The sequence below is a fragment of the Paraburkholderia sp. IW21 genome (assembly GCF_041321145.1).
Lineage (GTDB): Bacteria > Pseudomonadota > Gammaproteobacteria > Burkholderiales > Burkholderiaceae > Paraburkholderia.
Map to the genome: position 1 here is coordinate 269,217 of NZ_JBGGWA010000008.1, position 20,353 is coordinate 289,569.

26 protein-coding genes and 1 tRNA gene are annotated in these 20,353 nt (G+C 62.3%); 11 read left to right on the plus strand and 16 right to left on the minus strand.

What is annotated here, in order from left to right; translation table 11 throughout:
* Positions 1-43: 43 nt before the first annotated feature.
* The 4 genes from ACAX43_RS20510 to ACAX43_RS20525 all read right to left on the minus strand — a co-directional run bounded on the left by ACAX43_RS20510 (position 44) and on the right by ACAX43_RS20525 (position 4,182).
* Positions 44-1,102 carry a sulfate/molybdate ABC transporter ATP-binding protein gene (locus ACAX43_RS20510; protein ID WP_370710237.1) on the minus strand — a complete coding sequence of 353 codons (1,059 nt, stop codon included), beginning with the start codon at positions 1,100-1,102 and terminating at the stop codon, positions 44-46.
* A complete protein-coding gene (gene cysW / locus ACAX43_RS20515; RefSeq protein WP_370710238.1) occupies positions 1,102-2,112 on the minus strand; it encodes a sulfate ABC transporter permease subunit CysW in 1,011 nt (336 codons plus the stop codon). Before cysW ends, ACAX43_RS20510 begins: the two co-directional genes overlap by 1 nt.
* On the minus strand, positions 2,109-3,005 hold the full coding sequence (gene cysT, locus ACAX43_RS20520) for a sulfate ABC transporter permease subunit CysT (RefSeq protein WP_370710239.1): 897 nt from the start codon (positions 3,003-3,005) through the stop codon (positions 2,109-2,111). The genes cysW and cysT overlap by 4 nt, the downstream gene beginning before the upstream one ends.
* 136 nt (positions 3,006-3,141) lie before the next feature.
* Complete coding sequence (locus ACAX43_RS20525; RefSeq protein ID WP_370710240.1) at positions 3,142-4,182, minus strand: sulfate ABC transporter substrate-binding protein; 1,041 nt, start codon at positions 4,180-4,182, stop codon at positions 3,142-3,144.
* Between the two features lie 311 nt (positions 4,183-4,493).
* Here ACAX43_RS20525 and lexA point away from each other — a divergent pair, with 311 nt between their 5' ends.
* The 3 genes from lexA (at position 4,494) to ACAX43_RS20540 (ending at position 6,360) form a co-directional block, all read left to right on the plus strand.
* Positions 4,494-5,144 (plus strand): transcriptional repressor LexA, encoded by a 651-nt coding sequence (lexA, locus tag ACAX43_RS20530; protein WP_370710241.1) that lies wholly within the window; start codon positions 4,494-4,496, stop codon positions 5,142-5,144.
* Positions 5,145-5,210: 66 nt separating this feature from the next.
* On the plus strand, positions 5,211-5,555 hold the full coding sequence (locus ACAX43_RS20535) for a hypothetical protein (RefSeq protein WP_370710242.1): 345 nt from the start codon (positions 5,211-5,213) through the stop codon (positions 5,553-5,555).
* A 148-nt stretch (positions 5,556-5,703) separates the two neighbouring features.
* Entirely contained in the window at positions 5,704-6,360 is a 657-nt protein-coding gene (locus ACAX43_RS20540) for a DUF2939 domain-containing protein (protein WP_370710243.1), read from the plus strand.
* Positions 6,361-6,390: 30 nt separating this feature from the next.
* Here the strand turns inward: ACAX43_RS20540 and ACAX43_RS20545 are convergent, their stop codons facing one another.
* Positions 6,391-6,855, minus strand: coding sequence for a universal stress protein (locus tag ACAX43_RS20545; protein WP_370710244.1), 465 nt, complete (start codon positions 6,853-6,855; stop codon positions 6,391-6,393).
* Between the two features lie 253 nt (positions 6,856-7,108).
* Between ACAX43_RS20545 and nodI the strand changes: the two genes are divergently transcribed.
* A complete protein-coding gene (gene nodI, locus ACAX43_RS20550) occupies positions 7,109-8,023 on the plus strand; it encodes a nodulation factor ABC transporter ATP-binding protein NodI (RefSeq protein WP_370710245.1) in 915 nt (304 codons plus the stop codon).
* 65 nt (positions 8,024-8,088) lie between these two features.
* Positions 8,089-8,916 (plus strand): ABC transporter permease, encoded by an 828-nt coding sequence (locus ACAX43_RS20555; protein ID WP_370710246.1) that lies wholly within the window; start codon positions 8,089-8,091, stop codon positions 8,914-8,916.
* 56 nt (positions 8,917-8,972) lie between these two features.
* Here the strand turns inward: ACAX43_RS20555 and ACAX43_RS20560 are convergent, their stop codons facing one another.
* Positions 8,973-9,395, minus strand: a complete 423-nt coding sequence (locus tag ACAX43_RS20560) for a hypothetical protein (RefSeq protein ID WP_370710247.1) — start codon at positions 9,393-9,395, stop codon at positions 8,973-8,975.
* Between the two features lie 217 nt (positions 9,396-9,612).
* The gene (locus tag ACAX43_RS20565; RefSeq protein WP_370710248.1) at positions 9,613-10,584 is read right to left on the minus strand and encodes a LysR family transcriptional regulator; all 972 of its coding nucleotides are present in this window, start codon (positions 10,582-10,584) and stop codon (positions 9,613-9,615) included.
* A gap of 196 nt (positions 10,585-10,780) precedes the next feature.
* On the opposite strand from ACAX43_RS20565, the gene ACAX43_RS20570 reads away from it, so the two are divergent.
* Positions 10,781-12,193, plus strand: a complete 1,413-nt coding sequence (locus ACAX43_RS20570; protein ID WP_370710249.1) for a M20 family metallopeptidase — start codon at positions 10,781-10,783, stop codon at positions 12,191-12,193.
* A gap of 73 nt (positions 12,194-12,266) precedes the next feature.
* Positions 12,267-13,550: an MFS transporter gene (locus tag ACAX43_RS20575; protein WP_370710250.1), complete on the plus strand. Its 1,284-nt coding sequence runs from the start codon at positions 12,267-12,269 to the stop codon at positions 13,548-13,550.
* A gap of 151 nt (positions 13,551-13,701) precedes the next feature.
* Here ACAX43_RS20575 and ACAX43_RS20580 read toward each other — a convergent pair whose 3' ends face one another.
* Positions 13,702-14,754 carry an NADP(H)-dependent aldo-keto reductase gene (locus ACAX43_RS20580; RefSeq protein WP_370710251.1) on the minus strand — a complete coding sequence of 351 codons (1,053 nt, stop codon included), beginning with the start codon at positions 14,752-14,754 and terminating at the stop codon, positions 13,702-13,704.
* A gap of 142 nt (positions 14,755-14,896) precedes the next feature.
* Between ACAX43_RS20580 and ACAX43_RS20585 the strand changes: the two genes are divergently transcribed.
* Positions 14,897-15,109 carry a DUF3820 family protein gene (locus tag ACAX43_RS20585; protein ID WP_006048800.1) on the plus strand — a complete coding sequence of 71 codons (213 nt, stop codon included), beginning with the start codon at positions 14,897-14,899 and terminating at the stop codon, positions 15,107-15,109.
* 61 nt (positions 15,110-15,170) lie between these two features.
* On the opposite strand, the gene cysC is transcribed toward ACAX43_RS20585, so the two are convergent.
* The 3 genes from cysC to ACAX43_RS20600 are packed head-to-tail and all read right to left on the minus strand — an operon-like array spanning position 15,171 to position 16,478.
* The gene (gene cysC / locus ACAX43_RS20590) at positions 15,171-15,710 is read right to left on the minus strand and encodes an adenylyl-sulfate kinase (protein ID WP_370710252.1); all 540 of its coding nucleotides are present in this window, start codon (positions 15,708-15,710) and stop codon (positions 15,171-15,173) included.
* Positions 15,707-16,003, minus strand: coding sequence for a sulfotransferase (locus tag ACAX43_RS20595; RefSeq protein WP_370710253.1), 297 nt, complete (start codon positions 16,001-16,003; stop codon positions 15,707-15,709). Before ACAX43_RS20595 ends, cysC begins: the two co-directional genes overlap by 4 nt.
* Positions 15,978-16,478, minus strand: a complete 501-nt coding sequence (locus tag ACAX43_RS20600; protein ID WP_370710254.1) for a sulfotransferase — start codon at positions 16,476-16,478, stop codon at positions 15,978-15,980. The genes ACAX43_RS20595 and ACAX43_RS20600 overlap by 26 nt, the downstream gene beginning before the upstream one ends.
* A gap of 59 nt (positions 16,479-16,537) precedes the next feature.
* On the opposite strand from ACAX43_RS20600, the gene ACAX43_RS20605 reads away from it, so the two are divergent.
* Positions 16,538-16,876, plus strand: coding sequence for a hypothetical protein (locus tag ACAX43_RS20605; protein ID WP_370710255.1), 339 nt, complete (start codon positions 16,538-16,540; stop codon positions 16,874-16,876).
* Between the two features lie 132 nt (positions 16,877-17,008).
* On the opposite strand, the gene ACAX43_RS20610 is transcribed toward ACAX43_RS20605, so the two are convergent.
* Positions 17,009-17,084, minus strand: a tRNA-His gene (locus ACAX43_RS20610).
* Positions 17,085-17,185: 101 nt separating this feature from the next.
* A complete protein-coding gene (gene dusA, locus ACAX43_RS20615) occupies positions 17,186-18,187 on the minus strand; it encodes a tRNA dihydrouridine(20/20a) synthase DusA (protein ID WP_370710256.1) in 1,002 nt (333 codons plus the stop codon).
* 348 nt (positions 18,188-18,535) lie between these two features.
* Between dusA and ACAX43_RS20620 the strand changes: the two genes are divergently transcribed.
* Positions 18,536-18,802: a hypothetical protein gene (locus ACAX43_RS20620; protein WP_370710257.1), complete on the plus strand. Its 267-nt coding sequence runs from the start codon at positions 18,536-18,538 to the stop codon at positions 18,800-18,802.
* Between the two features lie 229 nt (positions 18,803-19,031).
* Here the strand turns inward: ACAX43_RS20620 and ACAX43_RS20625 are convergent, their stop codons facing one another.
* Both ACAX43_RS20625 and ACAX43_RS20630 read right to left on the minus strand, forming a co-directional pair.
* Positions 19,032-19,280 (minus strand): DUF6566 family protein, encoded by a 249-nt coding sequence (locus ACAX43_RS20625; RefSeq protein ID WP_370710342.1) that lies wholly within the window; start codon positions 19,278-19,280, stop codon positions 19,032-19,034.
* A 102-nt stretch (positions 19,281-19,382) separates the two neighbouring features.
* Positions 19,383-19,580: a hypothetical protein gene (locus ACAX43_RS20630; RefSeq protein ID WP_370710258.1), complete on the minus strand. Its 198-nt coding sequence runs from the start codon at positions 19,578-19,580 to the stop codon at positions 19,383-19,385.
* A 192-nt stretch (positions 19,581-19,772) separates the two neighbouring features.
* On the opposite strand from ACAX43_RS20630, the gene ACAX43_RS20635 reads away from it, so the two are divergent.
* Positions 19,773-20,048 (plus strand): hypothetical protein, encoded by a 276-nt coding sequence (locus ACAX43_RS20635; RefSeq protein ID WP_370710259.1) that lies wholly within the window; start codon positions 19,773-19,775, stop codon positions 20,046-20,048.
* 53 nt (positions 20,049-20,101) lie between these two features.
* On the opposite strand, the gene ACAX43_RS20640 is transcribed toward ACAX43_RS20635, so the two are convergent.
* Positions 20,102-20,317, minus strand: a complete 216-nt coding sequence (locus ACAX43_RS20640; protein WP_370710260.1) for a molybdopterin-binding protein — start codon at positions 20,315-20,317, stop codon at positions 20,102-20,104.
* Between the last annotated feature and the right edge of the window lie 36 nt (positions 20,318-20,353).

Sequence of the window (20,353 nt, forward strand, 5' to 3'; positions counted from 1 at the left end):
TTCGATTGAAACGCCGAGTGTTATTAGTCGCTTGTTGCGCCGCTCATTGCGCAGGAAATACGCGTAACGCACGCGGCACGGCAGTGACGCCATCACCGATCGCCAGTTGCAGATCGCGCCACGATTCGCGATCGAGTTCCGCTTCGAGCACATGGCCCTCGCGGCCCGCGAGTTCCACGCGCACCGAGCCGCCGAGCGTCACCACACGCCGCACATCGACGACGATGCCTTCGCGGTGGCCCGACGTCTCGCGGTACAACTGCAAATCGTGCGGACGTACATAGGCGAACGCCGGCCCGCTGAAGTCGGCCTTGAAGGCGACCGGCAGCGCCGCGCCGTCGACCACGAAACCGCTCGCATCCACGTTGCCATGCAGACGGTTCGCCGCACCGAGAAACTCGTAGACGAACGAGGTTTGCGGATGGTCGTACACGTCTTGCGGACTGCCCACCTGCTCCACGTGCCCGCGATTCAACACGACGATCCGGTCGGCCACTTCAAGCGCTTCTTCCTGATCGTGCGTGACGAAGATCGTCGAGATATGCAGATCGTCATGCAAACGACGCAGCCAGCTACGCAATTCCTTGCGCACCTTCGCATCCAGCGCGCCGAACGGTTCGTCGAGCAGCAGCACCTTGGGTTCGACCGCCAACGCGCGCGCCAAGGCAATCCGCTGCCGCTGACCACCCGACAGTTCCGACGGATAGCGTTGCGCGAGCCAGTCGAGTTGCACCAGCTTCAGCAGTTCATGCACCTTCTCGCGAATCACCGCTTCCGAAGGCCGCTCCATACGTGGCTTCACCCGCAGACCGAAGGCAACGTTCTCGAACACCGTCATGTGACGGAACAGCGCGTAATGCTGAAACACGAAACCGACGTCGCGTTCGCGTGCACCCACCGTCGCGACGTCCTGACCTTGCAGCACGACCTGGCCGCCGTCCGCGTATTCGAGGCCGGCAATCACCCGCAGCAAGGTGGTCTTGCCACACCCCGACGGCCCGAGCAGCGCAACCAGTTCGCCCGGCGGGAAGTCGAGCGAAACATTATCGAGCGCGACGAAATCGCCGAAGCGCTTTTGCAGGTTACGAACGGTGATACCCATTACAGCTCTCCTTGCTTGAGCGGGTGTTGCGACACATGCGGTGCATTGACGAACTGCGAGGCGGAGGTCGGCGTAATGGGACCGGCATACGCCGGCACATCGCGCGCGGCCGAGCGTTCCGCCGACATATGACGCTCGGCGAGCAGCTTCAGCCCGAGCGTCACGAGAGCGAGCAAGGCCAGCACCGACGCCACGGCGAACGCCGCCGAGAAGTTGTATTCGTTGTAGAGAATTTCGACGTGCAGCGGCATCGTGTCCGTCTGACCGCGAATGTGGCCGGACACCACCGACACCGCGCCGAACTCGCCCATCGCCCGCGCGTTACACAGAATCACGCCGTACAGCAGGCCCCATTTGACGTTGGGCAACGTGACCCGGCGGAAGATCTGCCAGCCCGATGCGCCGAGCACGTGCGCGGCTTCTTCTTCGTCGTTGCCTTGCGACTGCATCAGTGGAATCAGCTCACGCGCGACGAACGGGAACGTGACGAAGATCGTCGCCAGCACGATGCCCGGCACGGCGAAGATGATCTGCACGTCGTGGTCCTGCAGCCACGGGCCGAACCAGCCTTGCGCGCCGAACATCAGCACATAGATCAAACCGGAGATCACCGGCGAGACCGAGAACGGCAGATCGATCAGCGTCGTGAGCAATGCCTTGCCGCGGAATTCGAACCTGGCGATACACCACGAGGCAGCGAGGCCGAACACCAGATTCAGCGGCACGGCAATCGCGGCGGTGATCACGGTGAGCTTGATCGCTGACAACGCATCCGGATCGGCGAGCGATTCTAGATAGAAACCGATGCCTTTGTTCAAGGCCTGATAGAACACGGCGACGAGCGGCACGACCAGAAACAGCGCGAGAAACAGCAACGCGAAGCCGGTCAGTATCCAGCGAACGAAAGGGTGTTCGGAGACCGGATCGGGCCGGCGCGCGACGTTGAGCGGCACGCGCGGCGCCACGGCCACGGCGGCGGTATCGGCGCCATTGATGGAATTGCGGCTCATTGCGCGCCTCCGCCGATTGCAGCCGCGCTCGCGGCGGCAGGCGCCGGGCCGGCTCCGCCACGGCTCGTCCGACGCTGCAAATACCACTGCAGCGTATTGATGAACAGCAGCATCAGGAACGACACGACCAGCATCACCACCGCCAGCGCCGTGGCGCCGGCGTAGTCGTATTGCTCGAGCTTGGTGATGATCAGCAGCGACGTGATTTCCGATTTCATCGGCACGTTACCGGCGATGAAAATCACCGAACCGTATTCGCCGAGCGCGCGCGCAAACGCCAAAGCGAAACCCGTCAGCAGCGCCGGGAACACGGCCGGCAACACCACGCGGCGAAACGTCAGCCAACGCGATGCGCCGAGGCACGCGGCGGCCTCTTCCTGTTCGCGCTCGAACTCTTCGAGCACCGGCTGCACGGTCCGCACGACGAACGGCAAACCAATGAAGGTCAGTGCGATCAGCACACCGGCCGGCGTAAAAGCGATCTTGATGCCGAGCGGCTCGAGATACTGCCCGATCCAGCCGTTACCCGCATACACGGCCGCGAGCGAAATACCGGCCACCGACGTCGGCAGCGCGAACGGCAGATCGACGACTGCATCGACGATGCGCTTGAACGGGAACGTGTAGCGCACCAGCACCCATGCGACCAGGAAGCCGAACACGGCGTTGATCAGCGCGCCGCCGAGGGCCGAGAAGAATGTGAGGCGATACGACGCGAGCACACGCGGCGAACTCACCGCGCGCACGAACTGATCCCAGTCGAGCGTCGCGGTCTTGAGGAAGGTCGCCGCAAGCGGAATCAGCACCACGAGGCTCAGATAAACCACCGTGATGCCGAGTGTCAGGCCAAATCCGGGCAACGCGCTCGGTTTTCGGAAGATGAACGTCGTCATGCTGAGTACTCTTTCAGGGTTGAGACCGGTGGCTCTTTTTTGGCCGCCTGGCTGGCCAAAAGCGCGCCCGGCGGGCGCGCTTCCTGACTGGGTGGACACTTGCGCCTCTAACGGCGCGGGTCCCACCGTGTGCCGCTTACTGCGGCTGGTAGATCGAATCGAACACGCCACCGTCGGCAAAGTGCGTCTTTTGCGCGTTCGCCCAGCCGCCGAACGAATCGTCCACCGTGTACAGCTTCAGCTTCGGAAACTTCGCGGTCAGCTCGGCCGGCACCTTGTTCGACCGCGGACGGTAGAAGTTCTTCGCCGCGATTTCCTGACCTTGCTCGCTATACAGGAAGTTCAGATAGGCTTCGGCGAGCTTGCGCGTGCCGTGCTTGTCCACCACCTTGTCCACCACGGCAACCGGCGGCTCGGCCAGAATGCTCACCGACGGCACCACGATTTCAAACTTGTCCGGGCCGAATTCCTTCAGCGACAGAAAGGCTTCGTTTTCCCACGCGATCAGCACGTCGCCGATCCCGCGTTGCACGAAGCTGGTGGTCGCGCCGCGTGCGCCCGAGTCCAGCACGCCGGCATTCTTATAGAGCTTGCCGACGAATTCCCTGGCCTTCTGGTCGTTGCCGCCTGGCTGATGTTCCGCATAGGCCCATGCCGCCAGGTAGTTCCAGCGCGCGCCGCCCGAGGTCTTCGGGTTCGGCGTCACGATCGACACACCTGGCCTCGTCAGATCGTCCCAATCCTTGATGTGCTTCGGATTGCCCTTGCGCACGAGGAACACGATCGTCGAGGTGTACGGCGATGCGTTGTCCGGCAAACGCTTTTGCCAACCCTTGTCCAGCAAACCCTTGTTAGCCAGCGCGTCGATGTCGTAGGCGAGCGCCAAAGTCACGACGTCCGCCTGCAGGCCGTCCAGCACCGAGCGTGCTTGCGCGCCCGAGCCGCCGTGCGACTGCCTGAAGGTGATCGTCTCGCCCGTCTTCGCCTTCCATTCCTTGCCGAATGCCTGATTGACGTCCTGGTACAACTCCCGGGTCGGGTCGTACGACACGTTCAGGAGCGTCGTGTCCGCAGCGTGTGCCTGCGCCATCACGCCAACCGCCGTCGCCGCGCCAAGTGCGAGCGCCGCGATAAGTTTTTTGGTCCTGCTTGCCAGCCCCGTGCCTTGATGGTTCATGCCAACTTTCTCCGCGTTGTGGTCCGCTGAAACAGCGTCTGGTGGTCCTACGTCGCGGTCACGTGCACATGAGCGCCAACTCGGAGGCCAGTCTATCGAAGCGCTTTCATCATTAAAAATAATGTTTCTTCATTTTTTAATACGCAAAAGTGGTAATGGCAGCTGGATAAGGCGTTGCGGCACGAAAGCAGGTGTTAGAGCGCGGGTTATCGGCGCTGGAACGTCCTTCCAGGCCACGAACTTAAAGTAAAGCTTGAATTGCGCCGAATACTGTATAAAAATACAGTCACCTGTTCATACATACAGTGGCCATGACAAAACTCACCGCACGACAGCAGCAGGTTTTCGATCTGATCCGCCGAGCCATCGAACGCACCGGCTTTCCGCCCACCCGCGCGGAGATCGCCGCCGAACTGGGTTTCAGCTCGGCCAACTCGGCAGAAGAACATCTGCGCGCGCTTGCCCGCAAGGGTGTGATCGAACTCGCGGCGGGCGCGTCGCGCGGCATTCGCCTGCTGGCCGGCCCGGACGATTCGCCGTATCAGTTCACGCTGCCGCACGCCAGCATCATGCAACTGTCGCTACCGCTGATCGGCCGGGTTGCCGCAGGTAGCCCGATCCTCGCGCAAGAACATATCTCGCAGCACTACGTCTGCGACCCGGCGCTGTTCTCGAGCAAGCCCGATTACCTGCTGAAGGTGCGCGGGCTGTCCATGCGCGACGCCGGCATCTTCGACGGCGACCTGCTCGCGGTGCAGAAGAAAAGCGAAGCCAAAGACGGCCAGATCATCATCGCGCGTCTCGGCGACGACGTGACGGTCAAGCGCCTGAAGCGCCGGCCGAACGGCCTTGAGCTGATCGCCGAGAACCCTGATTACGACAACATCTTCGTTGAAACCGGCAGTGCGGAATTCGCGCTGGAGGGTATCGCCGTTGGGCTGATCCGCCCCGGCGAGTTCTAACCCTCCGTTCACCCGCTCGTCCGCCAAACCGAAGCTGCCCCAACGTTGAATCGCCTGGAGAGACTCATGGAACGCCTTGCCCGCCTGCTGCCTTTTCGCCAGTTTGGTCGTTTGCGCCACCTGCGCAAGCTGGTGTCTTGCTCATTGATCGAGGCGTCCACGGCCAGCGCTCCGTCGCTGTTCGACGCGCCCGCCGGCATATCGAGCTTGCCGTCGGCGTTGCCGGCATTTGCTCGCGTGTCGTTGAATTCGGGGCTGAATACGGCTGAACCGGCGCGTCGCGCACCGGTGCGGGTCTATCACGGGCCGTCGCGGCTGATCATGGTCGGCACAGTCGACGCCGTGTGCCGCATGATCGATCGCTGCATCGCCGACGAAGCCAACGTGCATGGCGCAGTGTTCGAGTCGTAAGGTATGCGGCGAGCGCGCGGTGGATGTGCGGCGGGCCGCGCGAAGTTTTTTCGCGCGGCCCGCGCCCTTCCCAATATCACATTGAATGGGATCGTTTTCGCGTGGCCACGGTCCACGTTAGATCACACTTGATGGAGAGTCCCATTCGATGGCAGTTTCAACACGCACAAGGCGCAGCGCCACCCGGCCGCTGATCGTCACTCTGATTGTGATTGCGGTGATCGCCGCGTTGGGCTTCGGTTACGCGTCGCCCTATATGGCGCTGAACAATCTCAAACGCGCGGCAGATGCGCGCGATGCGCAAACGGTCAATCAATACGTCGACTTTCCCGCGTTGCGCGAGAGCCTGAAGCAGCAGGTCGCCGGTTTGCTGACGCGCCGGTTCGAGGCGCATGGCAACGGCAATCCATTAGCCGCAATCGGCGCCATGATCGGCGTGGCCTTGATCGGTCCGCTGGTTGACGCTTATGCAACCCCAGACGGCGTTGCGGCATTGCTGAACGGCATGCCGCCGCGCGGCGATCCTGGCGAACGGCCGCCTGTACCGCCTGCCGCTGAAAATGCGTCGGCGCCAACCCCTGCGGCCCCCGCCGTGGGCACTTCCGCAAACAGCGCAGCCAACAGCGCCAACAGCGAGAACAGTGCCACGCCACCGCAACCGCCGCAGACAACCGCGGGCTATCGCGGCCTCAACGAGTTCGTCGTCACTTACCAGCATGGCGCTGGCGATGCGCGTTATTCGGCGATCTTGCGGCGCGAAGGTTTATTCACGTGGAAGCTGGCCGCAGTCAACTTGAACGAGTAATTTCAGCCCACGCGCCCAGAATGCCAGGCATCAAGCCGCCGCTTGCTGCTCCTCCTGCGCGGAAGAACACGCCACCAGAATGCTGCACGAGACCCGGTCGAGCAGCGGTGTATTCCCCGCGCCCATCCACCATCGTGATAGACCAGTGCGGCAACGGTGACCCACCACCACGAGGTCGACATGCAATTCATTGGCAAGGTTTGCAATCTCGTCGATCGGGTAGCCGAACGCAAAATGCCCTTGCGCGGTTACGCCGCGCTCGGTCAGCCAGTCCACCCCTTCCTGCAGGATGTCGCGGGCTGTCTTTTCGAAGCTGCCGCAGGCCACGTCGGTCAACAGGCCCGCACTTTGCGCAATGCTCGAACGCATGTCGACCACGGACAGCAAATGCGTTTCCGCTTTCAGGTCCAGCGCCAGGTCGGCGCCGCAACGTAGCGCTTTGCGGCCTTCGCGCGAGCCGTCGTAGCACAGCAGGATTTTTTGGTAGCTCGCCATCGTTTTCTCCCTTACCGCGGAAAGCGCGGTCTTAGTGAATCATGGTGCGCCGCAATTCAGGTTGCAAGGGATGGAAAACGCTAAGTGCGCCCTAAACAGGTGCGCGCTGGGTTCGGGTTCTCGGCGATCTTATGTCGCAGCGCAAAAACTGCTGTGTGGACCGTTGGACGGCCGCCAACTCCCGTCGGCCGATGCCATAGAATGAGCGACCTTACCGGCTATTTGCGTCGTTTCCCGGAGCCTTGATCGATCCATGTCTGAAGCCGCCATTGAATTCCACCAGGTTAAAAAAAGCTACGGCGAAAAGACGGTCGTCGACGGACTATCGTTTCATGTAAACGCCGGCGAATGTTTCGGCCTGCTCGGTCCGAACGGCGCGGGCAAAACCACCACCTTGCGCATGCTGCTCGGCATCGCCGCGCCGGATGCCGGCACGATCCGCCTGTGCGGCGAGCCAATTCCCGGTCGTGCGCGCGTGGCGCGAGCGCGCGTCGGCGTGGTGCCGCAGTTCGACAATCTCGATCCTGATTTCACGGTCCGCGAAAACCTGCTGGTGTTCGGCCGCTACTTTGGCCTGAGCGCGGCGCAATGCCGCGCGATGGTGCCGTCGCTGCTCGAATTCGCTCGCCTCGAAAGCAAGGCGGATGCACGCGTGAGCGAACTGTCGGGCGGCATGAAGCGGCGCCTCACGCTGGCTCGCGCGCTCGTCAACGATCCTGACGTGTTGATCATGGACGAGCCGACCACCGGCCTCGATCCCCAAGCGCGCCATCTGATCTGGGAACGGCTGCGCTCGCTGCTCGCGCGCGGCAAGACCATTCTGCTCACCACGCATTTCATGGAGGAAGCCGAACGGCTTTGCCACCGCCTGTGCGTGATCGAAGAAGGGCGCAAGATCGCCGAAGGCGCGCCGCGCGCGTTGATCGCATCCGAGATCGGCTGCGACGTGATCGAGATCTTCGGACCCGATCCGGTTGCGTTGCGCGATGAATTGGCGCCGCTTGTCGAGCGCACCGAGATCAGCGGCGAGACGCTGTTCTGCTACGTGAACGACGCGCAGCCGGTGCATGCGCGGCTCAAGCAGCGCGCCGATCTGCGCTATCTGCATCGCCCGGCAAATCTGGAAGACGTGTTCCTGCGGCTCACCGGACGCGAGATGCAGGACTGATGCGAATCGATATCGGCTCAGCTCGCCCCCTTCTATCGCGATAACGACACGGCAAGAGACACGCAATGGACGTACGGACTTACGAAACCCCCGGGGGCACCCCGTCGAAACAGGAAGCGTTCGGCGCTTTCCCCGCGAACGCCGTGAACTGGATTGCGGTGTGGCGCCGCAACTATCTGGTGTGGAGAAAGCTCGCGATTGCTTCGATGTTCGGCAATCTTGCCGATCCGATGATCTATCTGTTCGGCCTCGGTTTCGGGCTTGGGCTGATGGTCGGGCACGTCGACGGCGTGTCGTATATCGCGTTTCTGGCAGCGGGCACGGTGGCGTCGAGCGTGATGATGTCGGCGAGTTTCGAGTCGATGTATTCGGGCTTTTCGCGCATGCATGTGCAGCGCACGTGGGAGGCGATCATGCACACGCCGCTGACGCTCGGCGACATTGTGCTCGGCGAGGTGATGTGGGCGGGCAGCAAGTCGATGCTATCGGGGGCGGCGATCATGCTGGTCGCGGGTGCGTTGGGTTACGCGAGCTTTCCCTCGATGCTGCTGGCGTTACCGGTGATCGTGCTGACGGGGCTCGCGTTTGCGAGTATCGCGATGGTGGTGACGGCACTGGCGCCGTCGTATGACTTTTTCATGTTTTATCAGACGCTGATGTTGACGCCGATGTTACTGCTGTCGGGTGTGTTCTTTCCGGTTTCACAGTTGCCCGCCGCGGCGCGGATCGTGACTGAGGTTTTGCCTTTGGCGCATGCTGTCGATCTGATCCGGCCGGCCATGCTTGGGCGGCCTGTCGAGGATGCTGTTTTGCACGTTGCCGTGCTGGCGGCTTATGCCGTGGGCGGCTTCATTGTTTCGGCCGTTTTGTTCCGGCGCAGGATGATGAAATAGGCGTTGCCTTGAACGGCGACCATTCTTCTGTCCGCCGCTCAAGGCAAAAACAGCGATCAGTCCTCGTCGTCGGTCCAGGGAATATCCACATCGGAAATAAAGGCCACCGTCGCAAACGGGCCGCCATCCTGACGTCCGATTTTCCCGTCGGCCCGCTGCCATTCAACCCTGAACACCGTGCCAGGATCATCGGCAATCAAACGGACCGTCCGGATTTCGTCCGAATCGGTCTCCTCGACTGGACCGTCGAGCGAAACCTGCAATTCCTGTGGCCACAGCCCGTCGGCGGGATCGTAAATCTTGTCGCCATCCGGAATCAGCGTGAAGGCCTCTACGCCAATCGTCGCTGACGCGTCCACGATCATCTTGCCCAACGCTCGAAGCAACGCAGTCGCCCGCGCCGAATTCGCCTGGCGAATTGCAAGATCCCCGCGCGTCAGCGCCTGCTCAAGTTTTGGGTTTGTTTTTTGTTGCGCCATTCGATGTCCTGAGTCCTATCGCTCTGTTGTGGACGGCACGCCTATTCGTCGCGTACCGCTCTCCATTTTTCGGGCTGAATCCTACCACCGGTGTCCCCCAAGGGGACTTCCTTCGGGCGTGCGCTGCAACATCGCACGCCACGTAGTCCAGGCCGACCAGCCCGCCCCGTCCCCACAGTTTAGGTCGCGATTCGCCTTCCGGGAGGGAATTTGCCTTTCAATGCGCCGCACCGCGCTTTCGAACCGGCTTCGGCACAGCGGCATCCGCGTGCTCATCCGCGGGCTTCACGCGCCCTATCTCCGCGATCAAATGGTCGCGGAACGCCTCCACCGACGGCGGCAACTCGCGTCCGGCCATCGTCTGCACCTGGATGCTGCGCTGGCGCATCTGCGGATGCGTCAACGGCATCACGACGAACCCGTCGCCCCCGTAACGATCGCGCACCGACAGCAGGCCCGTGAACATGATCGCGCCGGACTTCTGCGCGTAGCGGTACATCGCGCCGCTATTGTTGCTGGTGAGATCGGGTTCCAGCAGCACGCCTTCGAGCGCACAGGTGATGTCGATCAGCTGGCGAATCGTCGTGCCCGGCGCCGGCAGCACCAGCGGATAGCGCTGCACGTCGGCGAGCGACACCTTTTTGCGTGCGGCCAGCGGATGATCGGCACGCAGCAGCGCCAGCACCGGCGCGCGCTCGGTGTGCTCAACCTTGACGCCCTTTTCCGGCGCAAGGCTGAACGTCAGCGCGAGATCGGCATCGCCGTCGCGTACCCGGCGAGTCGCCTCGCCCGGCGACATGACGGAAAGCGTGAAGTCGATGCCGGGATAGTGGCGTCGGAACCCCGCCATCGCGCAGGGCAGAAAATCCGCTGCGAAACCCTCCGAACAGGCGACTTTGATCATGCTGCCGTGCAACGCCTCGAGGCCACCGATCTCCTTCATTACGTGCTCCGCCTCGAGCAGGCTGCGCTGCGCGTACGCCAGCAGACGCTCGCCCGCTTCGGAGAGCGCCATGCCGCGCGGCCGCCGCTCGAACAGCGCCACGCCGAGCTCGCTTTCGAGCCGGGCGATCTGGCGGCTGATCGCCGAAACGGCCACGTGCAGCCGCGCGGACGCGTCGCTAATCGAGCCGGTGCGCGCGACTTCGACAAAATAGCGCAATGCAATGCCGTGTAAGGAAAGTGCCATAGGGGGTGTCTTATGTGAGCGTATGCGGCTCGTGCGGGTGCGCCGAGCTTTGCCTTTTCGGCAACGCAAGCTTCGAAAGACGATCATTGTGACAAAAAAAACGGCCTCCTAGAATCGTTTCGACGCTAAGGGCGCGCACCCTACGTGCCACGTACTGCGCAGCGCCCCGCCCCCGCACCCCGCATAGGAGACCGACATGAGCCGCAACCAGGCCATCGAACACGCGACACACCATTTCGAATCAGGCGCCTTTCTTGAGAACCTCAACCGTCGCGTCGGATTTCGCACTGAGAGTCAGGAAAGCGGCCGCGGCGCCACCCTGCTGTCGTATCTGACCGACGAAATCACGCCCGAAGTCGAAGGGCTCGGTTTCAGCACGCGCATCGTCCACAACCCGGCGGACGGCTTCGGGCCGTTCCTGATCGCCAATCGTCACGAAGACGAGCGTCTGCCGACCGTGCTGATATACGGCCACGGTGACGTCGTGCGCGGCTACGACAGCCAGTGGCGCGCGCCGCTGACGCCGTGGGCCGTGACCGTCGAAGGCGAGCGCTGGTATGGCCGCGGCACCGCCGACAACAAAGGTCAGCACACCATCAACCTCGCGGCTCTCGCGAGCGTGCTGGCCGCGCGCGGCGGCAAGCTCGGCTTCAACGCGAAGCTGCTGATCGAGATGGGGGAGGAAACCGGCTCGCCGGGGCTCGATGCGATCTGCCGCACGCACCAACAGGAACTGGGCGCCGACGTGCTGATCGCCTCCGATGGCCCGCGCCTCGCCGCGCGCCTCCCGACCGTATTCCTCGGCTCGCGCGGCTCGGTGAACTTCAAGCTCTCGTTGAATCTGCGCGACGGCGCGCACCACTCGGGCAATTGGGGCGGTCTGCTGCGCAATCCGGCCACCGTGCTGGCGAACGCACTTTCCAGTCTGGTCAATGCGCGCGGTGTGATCGCCGTCGACGGCTTGCGTCCGCCGCCGATCCCCGAGGCGGTGCGTCGTGCTCTCGCCGATATCACGGTAGGCGGCGGCCCGGGCGACCCGGCCGTCGACGAGAACTGGGGCGAGCCCGGTCTCACGGCAGCCGAACGCGTGTTCGGCTGGAACAGCTTCGAAGTGCTGGCCTTCAAGGCGGGCAATCCCGAGAACCCGGTGAATGCCATTCCGTCGTCGGCGTTCGCGCATTGTCAGTTGCGCTTCGTGGTCGGCACCGATTGGGAAAACCTCGAGCGGCATCTGCGCGCGCATCTGGATGCGCAGGGCTTTTCGCTGGTCGAAATCAGCGTCGAGCGCGGTGCACCCGCCACGCGTTTGAATCCCGACGACCCTTGGGTTACGTGGGCCGTCGCATCGCTCGAACAGACCACCGGCAAGAAAACAGCCGTGCTGCCCAATCTCGGCGGCACGCTGCCTAACGAAGTATTCGCCGACACGCTCGGTCTGCCGACCATCTGGGTGCCGCATTCGTATCCGGCCTGCTCGCAGCACGCGCCGAACGAGCACCTGCTCGGACCGGTCGTGCGCGAAGGTCTGCAGATCATGGCGGGGCTGTTCTGGGATCTCGGCGAGAACTCGCCGCATGCCACGGCAACCACCACAGAAGCTGCGGCCTGAGCGATCAACGCAGCACGTCCGCAGTTCACTCGAAGTTCACTATTAGCCGCATCCGTCACGAGGCACGCCCACGATGAGCACATCCACCTTGCAAGCCAGCGCCGCGCGGCCGTCCACAGCGAAGGTCCATCGCATCATTCTCGCGGCGTCGATCGGCAACGCGCTCGAATGGTTCGATCTCGTCGTCTATGGTTTCTTCGCGGTCACGATCGCGAAGCTGTTCTTCCCGGCGCGCACCGAAGCGATTTCGCTGATGCTCACGCTCGGCACCTTCGGCATCTCGTACATGATCCGGCCGCTCGGCGGGCTCGTGCTCGGTTCACTCGCGGATCGCGCGGGACGCAAGGCGTCGCTGCTGCTGTCGATCGGGCTGATGATGGTCGGCACCTTGACGATTGCCGTGATGCCGCCGTACGCGGCGATCGGCCTGTGGGCGCCGGCAGGCATCATGCTGTCGCGCCTCGTTCAAGGGTTCTCGGCGGGCGGCGAGTTCGGCGCCTCCACCGCGTTTCTGGTCGAGCATGCCCCCGAGCGGCGGGGCTTCATGGGCAGCTGGCAGTTCGCAAGCCAGGGCCTCGCGACGCTGCTCGCATCCGGTTTCGGCGCTTTACTGACAAGCCAGCTCACGACCGCACAGCTCGAGTCGTGGGGATGGCGCATTCCGTTTCTGTTCGGCCTCGCGATCGGTCCGGTCGGTTTCTATATTCGCCGCTACGTGGATGAAGGCGCCGAGTTCAACACGGAGCCGAAAACCCGTACGCCGCTGCGAGATCTGTTCGGTATGCAGAAGGTCCCCATGCTGCTCGCGGTCGGTTCGCTGGTCATTTCGACGGCGGCCAATTACATGATCCTGTACATGCCGACTTACGCGATCAAGCAGCTTCACCTGCCCGCTTCGACCGGCTTCGCGGCGACGCTCGCCACGGGCGTCGTGCTGACGGTGCTGACGCCGTTCGCCGGCCACCTGTCCGATAGCGTGGGCCGCATTCGCATCATGGCGGTCGCGGCGACGCTGATGCTGCTGACGGTCTATCCGGCCTTCGTGTATATGAATGCGCATCCATCGTTCGCAACGATGCTGCTGGCGCTGATCTGGATCGGCGTATTGAAGGCGACGTACTTCGGCGCGCTGCCCGCGCTAATGTCGGAGATTTTTCCGACGCAGACGCGCGCGACCGGTCTCGCGGTCAGCTACAACATCGGCGTGACGGTGTTCGGCGGCTTTGCGCCGTTCGTGATCACCTGGCTGATCGATGCGAGCGGCAATAAACTCGCACCCGGTTTCTATCTAATGTTCTGTGCGGTGATGAGTTTGCTGGCACTCTATGCCGTGCGCTCGAAGCTGAAAATCCGCTGAGCGAGATCGAGGCGGGGCCCACGCGGATCAACTCGTCTTGCCGCCCCGGCAGCGAAGCCGGGGCAACTCATCTCCCACTCAAAGCCGCGACTTAAGGCCGCCTCCAAGCCGACTTGAAGCCAAGCTCAAGCCGGCTCGCCACGCCACCGCGTCAAGGCGCCGGATTCGGCTGCAGTTCATGCAGCTTGTCGATCTCCGCGAGCGCTTCCGGCGCGAGTTTCAGCTCGGCGCTGGCGATGTTTTCCTTCAACTGATCGAGTGAAGTAGCGCCGATCAGATTGCTCGTCAAAAACGGCCGGCTGTTGACAAAGGCCAGCGCGAATTGCGCGGGCGACAAGCCGTGACGCTTCGCCAGCTCCACATAACGCGTGGTCGCCTGAACCGCTTGCGGCTTGCTATAGCGTTGAAAGCGCTCGAACAACGAGATGCGGGCGCCCGCCGGACGCGCGCCACCTTCATACTTGCCCGACAGCCAGCCGAAGGCCAACGGCGAATAGGCGAGCAAGCCGATGTTGTCGCGATGCGCGTATTCGGACAGACCCGCTTCGTACGTGCGGTTCAGCAGGCTATACGGATTCTGGACACTGACGATACGCGGCAGGCCCAACTTTTCCGCCGCGCGCACAAACTGCGCTACACCCCACGGCGTTTCATTCGACACGCCGATATGGCGAATCTTGCCTGCCTTGACGAATTCGGCGAGCACCGACAGCGTTTCTTCGATCGGCACCGTGTACGCGTCGTCGACCCACGGATACGCTGGACGGCCGAACGTCATCGTGCTGCGGTCCGGCCAGTGCAACTGATACAGATCGACGTAGTCCGTCTGCAGACGCTTCAGGCTATCGTTCAGCGCTTCAGTCAGGTTCTTGCGGTCGAACTGATTGCCCTCGCCGCGAATATGACGCGGGTTGTGCGGTTGACGCGCCGGGCCGGCGATCTTGGTGGCGAGCACGATCTTTTCACGCGCGCTGCGATGCTGCGCGAGCCACGTGCCGATGTAGCGCTCGGTCGAACCTTGCGTCTCGGGACGCGGGGGCACCGGGTACATTTCAGCGGCGTCGATCAGATTGACGCCATGATCGAGCGCGTAATCGATCTGTGCGTGCGCGTCCTGCTCGGTGTTCTGCTCGCCCCACGTCATGGTGCCGAGACCGATCAGGCTGACCTTCACATCCGTGTCGCCGAGGCTGCGGTATTCCATCGAACTTGTCCTGTTGATTGTGTGAACGAAAAGCGTGGAAGTTACCACGCCGGCGCAATGCCCGCAGCGCGGCTAAAATGCTGTTCCAGCGGGCGCGGCGCACGTCGTCGCCCTTATCGATTTCTCCGTCGACCCACCTGCGATGAATCCCGAACACCTCGAACTGCTGGTCACGCGCGTGATGCCCTACGGAAAATACAAAGGCCGGCTGATCGCGGACCTGCCCGGTCATTATCTGAACTGGTTTGCGAGCCAAGGCTTTCCGCCGGGCGAAATCGGCCGTCTGCTGGCGTTGATGCACGAGATCGATCACAACGGTTTGTCGTCGCTGATCGAGCCTTTACGCAAGCGCTGAGCGCGCCCTCGGCCGCGAAAACAACGGTGCCGGTTTCTCGGCGCGAGGCCCGCGCTCTGATTTACTCTGGCAGGCACCGCATCGAATACAGATGCGCAAGCAGGCAGTCTGTCGCGTCGTCGAGCGGCGTCCGATCTGCTTCGATCGCAATATCAGGCGCGAGCGGCGCTTCGAAGGGCCCGGAAATACCGGTGAAATGCGGGATCTCGCCGCGCCGCGCCCGCGCATACAACCCTTTGCTATCGCGCGCTTCGCACACCGTCAACGGTGTGTTCACGAACACTTCGACGAAACCTTCACCCACGATCTCCCGTGCCGCGCGCCGATGCCGATGCTCGGGCGAAATCACCGCGGCAATGGCGATGAAGCCCTGCTGCATGAACAACGCCGCGACGTGCGCGACCCGGCGCAGATTTTCGGCGCGATCCTCGGGTGTGAAGCCGAGGTCAGCGTTCAGACCGCGCCGAAGCACGTCGCCGTCGAGCACGATCGAAGGATGCCCCGCTTCTTCCAAACGATGGTGCAAAGCGCCGGCCAACGTCGATTTACCGGCGCCGGACAAACCGGTCATCCAGATGACGGCTCCGCGGGTTGTAGTCATGACTTGCACTCCGTTGCGGTTGCCGCTGTTGCATGATCTGTGGGCAGCGTGTGCCCGTGCGCGCAAAAGCCTTCGGCGCAAGCCAACTCGGGGCCCAGCCCGTCGAATAGCGGCTGCAGCAACGCCCGCTGCGGTTGCAAGCGCTGGACATTGACGTCGACATCTTCGACCAGGTCTTCATATTTGACTTCGATCATCACGCCCTCGGGCAACACGCGTTGCCAATGTGCCATCAACGCATCGTACCCGCGGTAGTAGCGGCCCAGTTCACCGAGATCGTAGCTGAACGGCACGTCGTGAAAAATATTTGTCGGTGAAGCGCGTGCAACGCGGCGTTCCCGCTGGCATGTCCGGCAGGACGGCATGCATGCGGCGCAAATAGTCGGCGCCGAGCGCCTGCAATTGCGCGGCACCTACGCCCTTCAATGCTTCGATATCGATTCGCAAAGGATCGTCGCGATCGCGGCTGATGCAGCTCACCAGCGCCGCGCCGAACTCCATGCGCTCACCTGCGCCGAATACCTGCGGATGGCTGGCGAGAATCTGCTCGATCAGGGTCGAACCGGAGCGCGGCATGCCCACGATAAAAATCGGCGCAGCGGACGGATCGCCCAGACCGCGCCTGTCCGCCAGCACGTCGGCCGTCAGCAGCTCCGGCAAATCGGCGTTCCGCGGATCGAGCGCGATCGCTTCGTGATCTATGGCGTTGGGAGCCGCGCGGCCACCGTGGAAGCGCGGTGGCGCATGCGAGCCGTAATATGCGGACACAAATACTGCTGAACTCTCGCGCGCGTGGTTTTTCTCATTCTTATACGTGGGAGAAAATCGTGAGCAGGCTCATTGCATCAATGGCGATGTTGGCCGTGGTGGCAAGTCTCACCGGCTGCGTAGCAGCGCCGGGCTACGACTATGCCTACGGGCAACCCTATTACCCCGGCTACGGTTATGCCTACGGGCCGGCGTATGGACCGGTTTACGGCACGGTCGGCATCTGGGGCGGCTCGTGCTGTTATTACCATGGAGGGGGTGATCACTGGCACGGCGGCGGTTGGCACGGTGGGGACTGGCGCGGTGGGGGCTGGCACGGCGGTGGACATGGCGGCTACCACGGCAACGGTGGTAATTCATGGAGCAGCGGCGGCGGCCATGGGGGACATGGGCATTGACGCCCATTGAAGGCATATTGAATGACGAGAATGTCCTGCGTCCGTCACGCGACGTTTTGCAAAGACCAAACAAAAACGGCGTTGTGATTTCTCACAACGCCGTTTCGTCAAACCTTTACTGCTTGAATTCTTTGGGGTGGCTGATGGGGCTCGAACCCACGACAACAGGAATCACAATCCTGGACTCTACCAACTGAGCTACAGCCACCACTGACATCTGCTTGACTCGCCAGCCACTCTTGCCGAGAAACTTGGCTCGCCGATGAAGAAACGAGATTATACGAAGTAGAATCCCGCTTGCCTAGTCCTTTATTCAAAAATGTCGACGGGCTCGCGCAGATGCTGTCTTGCCTCGTCGAAGATAGTCAGATCGCGCGCTGCGAGACGCTTGCTATCGGACAAAACGCGACGCCATCCACGTGCACCTGCCTCGCCGCGATACAGGCCGAGCGCATGGCGCGTGATCGAACCAAGGTATGTGCCGCGCGCCATTTCAGCCGCGCAATATTCGATCAGCTTGGCTTCGACCTGCTCGCGCGTGAGCGGCGCATCCGTCGCGCCATAGAAGCGTGCATCGACACCGGCCAGCACATAAGGGTTGTGATAGGCCTCGCGGCCGAGCATCACGCCGTCGACGTGTTGAAGATGCGTCTCTACTTCATCAAGCGTTTTAATGCCGCCGTTGATGATGATTTCCAGATTCGGGAAGTCGCGCTTCAACTGATACGCGTATTCGTACTTGAGTGGCGGAATCTCGCGATTCTCTTTCGGGCTTAAACCTTTGAGAATCGCGTTGCGCGCGTGCACGACGAACACGTTGCAGCCGGCGTCGGCGATCGTGCCGACGAAATCACGCACGAAACCATATTCCTCGACCGCATCGACGCCAATCCGGTGCTTGACTGTCACCGGCACCGAGACCGCATCGCGCATGGCCTTCACACAGTCGGCGACGAGTTGCGGCTCGTTCATCAGGCACGCGCCGAACGCACCGCGCTGCACCCGCTCCGACGGGCAGCCGCAGTTCAGATTGATCTCGTCATACCCCCATTGCTCGCCGAGCCTGGCCGACCGCGCGAGGTCGTCGGGCTCGCTGCCGCCGAGTTGCAAAGCGACCGGCGCTTCATGGGGCGTAAATGCCAGATGACGCGGCACATCGCCGTGCAGCAACGCACCGGTCGTGACCATTTCGGTGTAAAGCCACGTATGGCGCGATATCACACGATGCAATGAGCGGCAGTGGCGATCGGTCCAGTCCATCATCGGCGCCACTGAAACGCGGCGCGGACTGGGAATTTGAGTTGAAGGCATGAGGCGGCCGGACGGCATGAATCAAACCGCAATTTTACCGCAAGTGGCCGAATGCTCCTGAAACGCCGTTGCCGAGCCTGAAATTGCGGCAAGCAGCACCGATAAACGCCTTCCCTACCGGGTCTTTGACACCCAAAAATGGTCTGATCGACGGACCTGACCGCCGCTAACGCTTGCCCCATCTACCTCTGATCGATTATTCCAGTATCGGGAATAGTAATTTCAGATTATCGATACAAATTTTCGATAGTAGGGGTATACACTGCCTCATCGACGTTGCAGACACACCTCACCGCCCCCCTGCGACGCTTTCCTGAAATGAAATCGAAACACTATCGGAGTCACACCATGAAGACCAAACTTATCGCCGCCCTGTTGGTTGCTGTTTCTGCCTCGATCGCTGCCCCCGCTTTCGCTAGCGGCTACGGCCCGGCACCGTTCTATCGTCCGTCGGTTGGCGCACCGGCTTCGCAACAAGGCCAGAACGCGCAAACCGTCGCGGCTGAACGTACCAACGCTGAATCCAATGCATATGGCGGCGTGAAAAACGTGTCGTCGGAATCGGGTGCGCGTGCGCAGGTTTCGGGCCCGCAATCGGTTTTCTTCGGCCACTAATCTGTCGCGGTTGAAGGCTGACGTCCACAAGACGGCAGCCCGAACTGGGCGCCGCGCCAGCACCAAAGCATGCGCGGCGCCCAGTTCCGTTTACATGGCGGCCGCGCCCGCGGCCTCAAGCCCTACACTCTCCTTCTTTACGCCCGCGCACATCCTCTTTCGGCGATTCGCAAAAACGGATCCGGTTACCGAAGGGATCCATCGTCTCCAGCACTTTCCCCACACACGCTCACGCCTCGTCGCCGAGACCGGCATCGATCACTTGACGCGCCGCCCTGAAGCCCGCCTCTGCCGCGGCATGTTCGGTGGACCATAAGCTGTCGATGTGCACCAGCCGCCAGTCGACCACCACCGCGTCGTCCCGCGTCACCCGAAAATGCGCTTTGACGCCGGTGAGCACCTGCTCGACCGCGACTTCGATCTCGTAGTCCTGATAGCGCTCCTGGTAGTCGCCCATGTCGAGGCCCTTCGGCTCCATGTTCGCCTCCTTGATGTCTTTCGTGAAATGGCCGCAGCCATGCTTATCCACCGGGCCGCGGTAGCGGCTCGGCGCATGCGCCGGCCTGCCCTCACCTGACGATCAATCGCAATCGCCAGAAAGGTACTGCCGACCGTTGCAGGTGATCTCGACCTCGCCGCCGCTCGCTTCGGCAGCGAGCCCGTTCGCCAGCAACTCCGCCGTGACGGACTGCGCAAACTTCGGCATGGGCTGCCCCACACCGACGTCGCTCAGGCGCCGCAATGCTTCAACCGCTTCTGGACTCAATGACTTCGACATGGCCGTCTCCGTCGTGGTGCTCAATTCATCGTAGCAAGTTTACGGGGCCTGCGCAGGAGGGTGCGTCAAGGCATACGCGTTGCGTGTCGTACGCTGTGGGCCGGCGTTACGCGAATATTCCGTGCAACCCCGGGTCTATCCCACGAGCGTGACAGCAGCAAAACCACCAACAGCATCGGAACGGAGGACGAGATGGAGCGAGTCAGAATGGCAGCGCTGACGGCGAGCGTCGCGCTCGCGGGGTTCGGCGCGAACGGCACGGCGGCGTTCGCACAAACGGCAATGCCGGCGCAAAAGACCCAGGCGGCGCCGCGCAATGACGGCGCGTCGATGGTGAAGCCGCCCGCGGCAGCTTCTGGCGCAGGCGGTTCGAGCAATCCGGACAATATGCCGATCAAGCGTCCGCACAAATCGATCAACGACAAGATGATGCACGAGCCGCCTGCCAGCGGCGCCAACGCAAAATAGCGTCGGCGCGCCTGACGGTGCGAACGGTGCAACTTTGGGCATACAAGCCGAACTTACAAGCGCGCGATCGACACCTCCGTCGACTTCACCAGCGCGATCACTTCCGAACCCACCTCCAGGTCGAGTTCGTCGACCGAGCGCGTGGTGATCACCGAGGTGACAATGCCGAACGGCGTATCCACATCGACTTCGGACACCACCGGTCCGCGGATGATTTCCTTGACCTTGCCTTTGAACTGATTGCGTACGTTGATTGCGGAAATGCTCATGTCGTGTGACTCCAGAAAAGCGATTGAAAACAGTCA